Annotated in this window: 2 protein-coding genes; both read right to left on the bottom strand. The window is 57.2% G+C overall.

The window, feature by feature from the left end:
- Nucleotides 1-11 precede the first annotated feature (11 nt).
- Entirely contained in the window at nucleotides 12-488 is a 477-nt protein-coding gene (locus FYK55_RS30200; protein ID WP_150080062.1) for a transposase, read from the bottom strand.
- Nucleotides 428-817 carry a transposase gene (locus FYK55_RS30205; protein ID WP_150080063.1) on the bottom strand — a complete coding sequence of 130 codons (390 nt, stop codon included), beginning with the start codon at nucleotides 815-817 and terminating at the stop codon, nucleotides 428-430. The genes FYK55_RS30200 and FYK55_RS30205 overlap by 61 nt, the downstream gene beginning before the upstream one ends.
- Nucleotides 818-841: the final 24 nt, after the last annotated feature.

The following is an 841-nucleotide window of genomic DNA, read 5'->3' on the forward strand; positions in this document are numbered from 1 at the left end:
AGAGCGTGTGGTCAAAAAGCGATTGCAGCCAGACTTCGATGGGCAATCAAGATGCAAGCGAGCGTGACCATCGATTCGTAAACGCGGGACAGACGATCTCGTCTCGTTCCAATTCTGCGAAATTGCTTCAACCAAGAGATAGCACGCTCCACTGGCCACCGTCGTTTCCCAAGTCCTTCGCAATGGGCGGTCCCTTGTTGTGGTATTTCAGCTTCAATCCCAACCGATGCGAGCAGGTCCAGCAGGTCTTTTGAGGTGTAGCCTTGGTCGGCTCTGACGAGGTCAGGCTTTATGCGTGGCCGTCCCGGCGCCCCGCCGACGACCGGAAAAGCGAGCAACACGAGCGGAAGGATGAACCGGATGTCATGGTCGTTCGCAGCCGAGACGATTACCGCCAGGGGAATCCCTGCTCGGTCGGTCATCACATTCAGTTTACTGCCACAGCGACCTCGGTCGGTTGGGTTCGGACCGACTTTTCGCCACCGCACGGTGCTTTGTTCAACCCGCCATCAATCAAGACTTCCGCGAGGTTCAACCTCCCGGATGCGCGTAGCCTGTTCAGCAAATGCTCGAAGATTCGTTCCCACAAACCTTGTTCGGTCCACACATTGAGTCGCCGACGAACAGTTTTCTCGCTGACGCCGAGTTCAGTCGGAAGATCACGCCAGCCAATGCCGGTACGAAGTAGGAAGACCAAGCTTGTGAAGACCGTCCGGTTGTCGACGGGCTTTCTGCCGCGGGTTCCGTTCCGCTCCGCAGGCGGGAACAAATCGGCGATTTCGTTCCAAAGTTCGTCCGTGACCAAGCGACCAGCCATAGCTCAACTCCGTTCGGGGCTCCA

Origin of the sequence: Roseiconus nitratireducens (genome assembly GCF_008629675.1) — a bacterium.
GTDB lineage: Bacteria > Planctomycetota > Planctomycetia > Pirellulales > Pirellulaceae > Stieleria > Stieleria nitratireducens.